Annotated in this window: 7 protein-coding genes and 1 pseudogene; 3 read left to right on the top strand and 5 right to left on the bottom strand. The window is 39.3% G+C overall.

Annotated elements, in window-relative coordinates; genetic code table 11:
- Positions 1–383: pseudogene (locus tag XEN7305_RS18805) on the top strand (sulfotransferase); the annotation flags it as partial.
- 412 nt (positions 384–795) lie between these two features.
- Here the strand turns inward: XEN7305_RS18805 and XEN7305_RS18800 are convergent.
- Both XEN7305_RS18800 and XEN7305_RS18795 read right to left on the bottom strand, forming a co-directional pair.
- The gene (locus XEN7305_RS18800; RefSeq protein WP_006511079.1) at positions 796–1,467 is read right to left on the bottom strand and encodes an HAS-barrel domain-containing protein; all 672 of its coding nucleotides are present in this window, start codon (positions 1,465–1,467) and stop codon (positions 796–798) included.
- A gap of 109 nt (positions 1,468–1,576) precedes the next feature.
- Positions 1,577–1,768: an NAD(P)H dehydrogenase subunit NdhS gene (locus tag XEN7305_RS18795; protein ID WP_006511078.1), complete on the bottom strand. Its 192-nt coding sequence runs from the start codon at positions 1,766–1,768 to the stop codon at positions 1,577–1,579.
- Positions 1,769–1,889: 121 nt separating this feature from the next.
- On the opposite strand from XEN7305_RS18795, the gene XEN7305_RS18790 reads away from it, so the two are divergent.
- Positions 1,890–2,159, top strand: coding sequence for a hypothetical protein (locus XEN7305_RS18790; RefSeq protein WP_006511077.1), 270 nt, complete (start codon positions 1,890–1,892; stop codon positions 2,157–2,159).
- 15 nt (positions 2,160–2,174) lie between these two features.
- On the opposite strand, the gene XEN7305_RS18785 is transcribed toward XEN7305_RS18790, so the two are convergent.
- Positions 2,175–3,506: a glycosyltransferase family 4 protein gene (locus XEN7305_RS18785; protein WP_006511076.1), complete on the bottom strand. Its 1,332-nt coding sequence runs from the start codon at positions 3,504–3,506 to the stop codon at positions 2,175–2,177.
- Positions 3,507–3,796: 290 nt separating this feature from the next.
- On the opposite strand from XEN7305_RS18785, the gene XEN7305_RS18780 reads away from it, so the two are divergent.
- A complete protein-coding gene (locus tag XEN7305_RS18780) occupies positions 3,797–4,675 on the top strand; it encodes a hypothetical protein (protein WP_006511075.1) in 879 nt (292 codons plus the stop codon).
- Here XEN7305_RS18780 and XEN7305_RS18775 read toward each other — a convergent pair.
- Together XEN7305_RS18775 and XEN7305_RS18770 are read right to left on the bottom strand one after the other, a co-directional pair.
- Positions 4,599–5,366 (bottom strand): hypothetical protein, encoded by a 768-nt coding sequence (locus XEN7305_RS18775; RefSeq protein ID WP_006511074.1) that lies wholly within the window; start codon positions 5,364–5,366, stop codon positions 4,599–4,601. The two genes, XEN7305_RS18780 and XEN7305_RS18775, sit on opposite strands and share 77 nt — an antisense overlap.
- A 17-nt stretch (positions 5,367–5,383) precedes the next feature.
- On the bottom strand, positions 5,384–6,067 hold the full coding sequence (locus XEN7305_RS18770) for a hypothetical protein (RefSeq protein ID WP_006511073.1): 684 nt from the start codon (positions 6,065–6,067) through the stop codon (positions 5,384–5,386).
- Between the last annotated feature and the right edge of the window lie 40 nt (positions 6,068–6,107).

The raw sequence follows: 6,107 nt of genomic DNA, 5'->3' as shown, positions 1-6,107 counted from the left end.
GCGTGGAGTATACGGACAAAATGCTAAATTTCCATAAGTCTAATGAAGCAACTAATGCCGCTTCTTCTAGTTCTCTATGGGGCAATGTCACTCAACCGATTATGAAACAAAATACTAAGAAGTTTCTCAAATCGATGACTGATGAAGAAATTGAAATCTTTGAGTCTGTAGCTGGAGATGTCTTAGATGCTCTTGGTTATGAAAGAGTCAGAATTGCTCAAGGGGCAGAGATTCCGTTCACTCCCGCTGATATTGAAAAATTCAATGAGATTAACCAAGCTAGAAAATCAGAAATCAGCGAACAAATGGACCCCGAAGATCGTGAAAGAAGAAGTATCCAAGCTAATTTGCTAGACGAAATCCAAGCTCGCAAAGCTGCATAGGAAATTACAATTTATAATTCAATTCATAACAACTCCAGGCTTTAGATAACTACAAATTTATGTCTTGTCTGGGGTTTCTTCCTAAGTGCAATCTCCAATAGTAAATACTATTGGGGAGTAACTTTTGTAAGTGTTCTCCACGACACTATAAGGTAAAATCGATCTTCCATTTAACAATTGGGAGATTTTTTTTACTGGAATTTCATGAGTAAAAGTTTCTTGAATTTCTCATCAAATTGAGAATAATAGAATGATTACATAGTACAATGGTAGATACAACTATATATAAGAAACAAACGAGTCCCTCATCCGACAATTGAGGGATTTTTTTTAACAGAATTCCCTGACTTCAAACAAAAAACCGTATAAATACGATGGTATGGCGATCGCATTTATGTCAATTGCGATATTTCTAAATATGGATTTGACTTAAAATGTAACGTAAGCGGTCATAATCATCCTTAAGTAAAGTACTAAGTGTTCGGCCTACTTGAACTAACCATTGGCGATTAGCCCTTCTGAGGCGGTAAACATCACGAATAGCAGCAGCAACTAAGGACTCCACGGGAATATCTTTGGCTTGTAATAGAGTTCGGAGAAAATCGAGTTTTTCGGTGAAGTTAATTACTTCAGCCGGCTCACATTGATAAACTCCTTGGTGAATTTGCGGTGGACGAGGCGGCAAATACTGATAAACCTTGCCAAAATTGCTAGGGGCATTAATGCTTAGAGAATTTTCAGGAATTTCGTACCCCACGATCGCAGCTTTAAATTCAGTTTTCAACATCGCGAAAATCTGGGGTTGTTGTTCTCGCAATTCGCTTAGGGATAGACCCAAGGCCCTAGCACGATGCACAGAATCGATCGGGGTGGTTGTCACATAGGTGACAACTGACAAAATCTTATTTCCCGATTCCTCATCAAAAGATTTTACCCAACTACCAAAAGGCGGCATCTGAGGAAATTTCAAATCTTCTGGCTCTAAACATTGAGCCGTATATTGAGTCGTTGCAGTTTCAATAACTTCTCCAATATGACTGGCCTGTCGATCTTCCGTCGCAAACTGAGGTAAAGGTAAACGCATCTTTTCAGTTATTCAGTGATTTAGTTATCAGTAAAAGGGAAAAAACTGGCTTTTCCTCATCCTTCATCCTTCATCCCTCATCCCTCACATCTCATCCCTTTTCATAAAGTTACTTTTTTTTGCCTACTTTGAGTTGTACTGATTCAAGCTCCGAAAGGCCAAATGTGACTAGTTTATCCCAGTTGCCACCCTCAAATAATACGGCAACTCGATCATCATCGATGCGCTGTACAAGCCCTTCAAAATTGAAGTAGATATCGTCGGGATTCTTAACTTTAACCGTTGCACCAGGTAAGATCATCTTCTAAATATAGCTATGTTATGTTATTTGTACTTAAGATTTTAGACGATAAAATTCAAACTGCTACAACTTTAAGCCCAAAACCCATTTTCCATTTTTAATTTTTAATTTTCAATTCCCTATGGACGCCTTTAACCCCATTCCTCCAACCTGGACAGAAAAAGCAGTTCATGCTGTGAGATTTTGTTGCCCTGCCTGTAGAGAGAATACTGAAAGTGCGACTCATGTTTGGCTCAATCGTCGGGCTCCGGTTGTCGGATATGATCAGCGTCGGAAATGGCAAGAATTTTATCTTTGTCAATGTGGTACTGCTTGGTGGTCTTGGAGCAGCGATCGCCCGGCATCTAAATTAATCAATACTCAAAGTAGCGAACCACCTATTGAGGAATAATCCATTGTCGAATGATCATCGTGAAATAGTTATTGACTGAGTCTGAGGATTCAAAATTTCTTGATATTGTTGAGCAATAATTTGAGGGGTAAAGTTTGCTTCTAAATGCTTGCGTCCAGATTGCCCCATTTTACTCGCAGTTTGGGGATCTTTAGCAAGAAAACGGATAAATTCAGCTAAACCTTCACTATCCCCATTATTAAAGCAAGCACCGCAATTGGCATCATCAATTAATGACCGTAAATAGGAATGGGGTTCACAAATAGCTGCGATCGCCCTGCCTGCAGCCATAACACCATATAATTTGCTGGGCACAACCACTCCTTCCATACCGGGAGCAATACTCACTAAAGCTAAATCACAAGAGGTTAACGAATAAGGAAGATATGAGCGATCCTGATAAGGTAAAAAAGTGCAATTTCGCAAACCCCATTCTTTGACAGTCTGACGGCATAATTCATGTTTGACTCCCGCGCCAATAAACACAAATCTTATCTCTTCATCTTTGAGTAGTTTGATGGTGCCAAGCATCGTCTCCAAATCATGACAACGCCCCAAATTACCAGAATAAAGAACCGTAAATTTATGATGGGTGCCATGCTCATAGGCAAACCAGTTTTGTTCTTTGGAGATCGGTTTAATCCAGTCGGCATTTGCCCAATTATGAATCACTGCTATTTTTGAACTGGTTCGAGGATGCTTGGCGACAATACGGTCCTTCATTGTATCGCTGAGGACAATAATTCCTTGAGCTCTCGACCAAATGCGATTGTTACACCAATTCCATAGTTTTGCGATCGCATTTTGGGAAGAAATCAACCCAAATTCTGTCACGACATCCGGATATAAATCGTAAACTAAACAAACATACGGCGTCTTAAAAAATATATTGGCCAAATAACCTACCGTAAAGAGAAATGGTGGGGCAGTTGTTAAAAGGAGAACATCCTGGTTCTTGCGATGTCTGATGATATGTAACCCAGCTCGAACACTAAAAATAATGCCATTCAAGGCTTTTCCCAGAATTTTTTTAGATAATAACTGAGTAGCACGAGTTCTCTTGACTTTTACTCGCTGATTTTCCTCTATTCTCGGTGCTCTACTGTTACTAAAAGCATAGCCAGGTTGTCCCGTAAAGACACTTACTCGCACATTCTCATCTCCTAACTGAGTTGCCAGCTCTTGAATTAACTGGCCTGTTGCAGCGTAGTCAGGAGGGTAAAATTGAGTGATTATTGATAAACAGAACTTTTGCTGCTTGGGCCGAACTCTGTTCTTCCTTTTGCGCAATCTATTTAGAAGATTTAATTTTGATTTTTTATTCCATGCTACCAATAAATTGAGCATTATTATTGCCATCTTTTTAAGAAACCGATAGAGAGATTCAGATTACAAGCCCTAGTCCAGATTATTCCCAATTCTCAGAATTTCTACGCATATTTATCCAATAATTATCTAAAGTTTTCAGTCTTGTTTTATTCAGTAACCAAAGTGTAGAGAGCTTTACATTCTGGCAAATCTTATCTTTTAGCTAAAGTAAAACTAAAGATTAACGACTAAGCATTGTAAGTATTACCACGTAAGTAAATATATGCAATAAGATGATTCTTATATTTAATTTTTTATATAAGAATCAAATGAAGTTTTTATCTCCTATAGTTGCTTTACTCGCTGTTGGTAATTTACTAACAATGACAGTAAAGGCAGATGCCAATATTGCTAATCCAGAAAACACAATTGGTCAATCTTCATGCTCTACTATCCCAGAATTTGCTGCTGACAAAATCAGTAAAAATACTATATCTCTGAAGAATTTTCCTTTCGCAGAGCAAATTTCTGTTTCCCTAGAAAATTCAAGAATATTAGCTAAATTCTCTCCTCAAGATAATCGAGGACAAAAAATTTCCTTAAAGTCTTTAGCGGCAACTTTGGGTTACAAAAACTTTAACTGGGTGAATTACGTAGAAAAGGATCCCCATGGCATAGCTAATAATAAAGGGGATAAATTGGTAACTCCTTATAATGATCCACCATTTGGCGGTTATCAATATGATGGAGCTGATAATTTTCCTTTCTATTGGGATATAGAATCCTGTGAAAATTGTCGTTCCCGGCATAATTACCAACATCATCAGGTTAAGAATCAGTTTGAGTTAATCTTTGAGGATATGCCTTCTGACTATAGACTAAAAGATCAAGAATCAATTGATTTTATAACCCATTTAGTCGGTGTCAAAAGCTATAATCAAGCTCAGAAAAAAGCCGAATGGGAGGTATTAACAACTTTTCGCTGGAAACTAACAAATTTGGCTTCTGGAAAAGGGCAGGTATCTTTAGTTAGCTTTGACATTAATCCTCATAATCTACCTCCATCATTAATGAGTCAGATGCAAATAGATGGTGGGATGATCCGTTCAGAGTTTCAAGTTGCTCGTAATACTAATTACAATCCACTTGGTAGCCCCCAATGCCCACGACAAAATCATCAAAGTCAACATCTTGATAGTCTGTTTTAACGAGTTGAGAGCCAGTATCGTCAAAACGAATCAGAACCCCCCCATTAATCAGCGCTTCATATTGGTTGACATTGCTGTCAGGAACATTTTGGCGGGAAACTAGTTGAGCGGTGGCGACAGAACCTTCCTCAAAAATAGCCTGGACATTCCCTTGGCTATTTAAGTCCGTTGAGGAATAGACGATCCCCGCAAATCCGCCATTGAAGGAAGATTCTAGGTAAAAAGCATACCTTTTCCCCGCTTCAAACTTAAACTCACTCATGGGGCGAGGCACTGTATTTCCTGGGGTTCCCACAAAGTCTGTTTCTCGGGACTGATTGACCAAAGAATCTTCATAGGTTGAGCTGCGAGCCACTGTGTCGTGAGCGTCAGATGCTTTGGCTTCTACTAGTAAAGCGGTCTTGTCGCAAGAGCTGAGAATGATTTCGCCTCCTGGTTGAGTCTGGCAAGAATCGATATCGAGCACTCCAAAAGTTGATTGATAGGCGCCATGGGATTCGATAAATTCAAATTCAATAATTGTATCTTGGTCAAACTGAATATTATTGTTGCCAAAATAATTTTCTGCGATCGCAGATGGGGTCATACTATGGAGCAATCCTAGAGTTCCGAGAGTCACACCCATTAATGTGATGTGAGATTTCTTAACGGACTTAATCAAAAAATTAGCTAATTGTTTCTGTCGCTTCATGGGTAATTCTCCTAAATTTACCAAAGACTATTTTCGGGTTTTAGTTGATTAATTTGTTCGATAAAAATGCTGGATTCTTCTAGTTTTGTTTCTACTATTTGGCTGGCCTCTGTCACTGTCATGACATTCCGACGAGTAGCATAGCTATCAGAGTTAGAGGTTTCTCTGACAATATTGATCTCCCCTGGAATACAATCACAATGGGCCTGAGCATCAGATTCTTTTCTGACAATCCGGCGAGAGTCGTCCGAGGCAACTATGCCATCCGATGCCGCTTTTTCAGCCGCGACCAAATCATTCAAGGCTTGGTTAAGATCGCTTTCAATCAAGTTGGCGAGCTCGTTAACAGTGATTGTCTCACCATCAAAATTATTACTAGGGCTACATGCATCCGTCAGGCAAACTATAATCTCTTCCGGTGATTTTCCTGTGACGGCATCAGCATCTGTGGTAGTTACCGATTCAAAGACATCTTGAGGAATTGAGATGGTCGTCCCATCGATTACCTCAAATTGAAATCCGGTTCCTCTTCGGGCAAGGCCACCAAAATTAATGTTTGTAACAGTATTAGAAATACTCCCTGTTGCTGAAATCCCAGTTGTTAAAGTACTTTTATTCTCCTGGGCGAGGGTTACTTCGCCAAAGGATAGGATCGCTAATCCCAAGCCAATACTTACGAGAAGTGGTGTTTTGTTGGACACTAAGTTCCTCCTTATAACTTGATATTTTTTGAGTTTGTGA

The sequence above is a fragment of the Xenococcus sp. PCC 7305 genome, assembly GCF_000332055.1.
Taxonomy (GTDB): domain Bacteria; phylum Cyanobacteriota; class Cyanobacteriia; order Cyanobacteriales; family Xenococcaceae; genus Xenococcus.
This window is presented reverse-complemented; position numbering and strand designations above follow the sequence as displayed.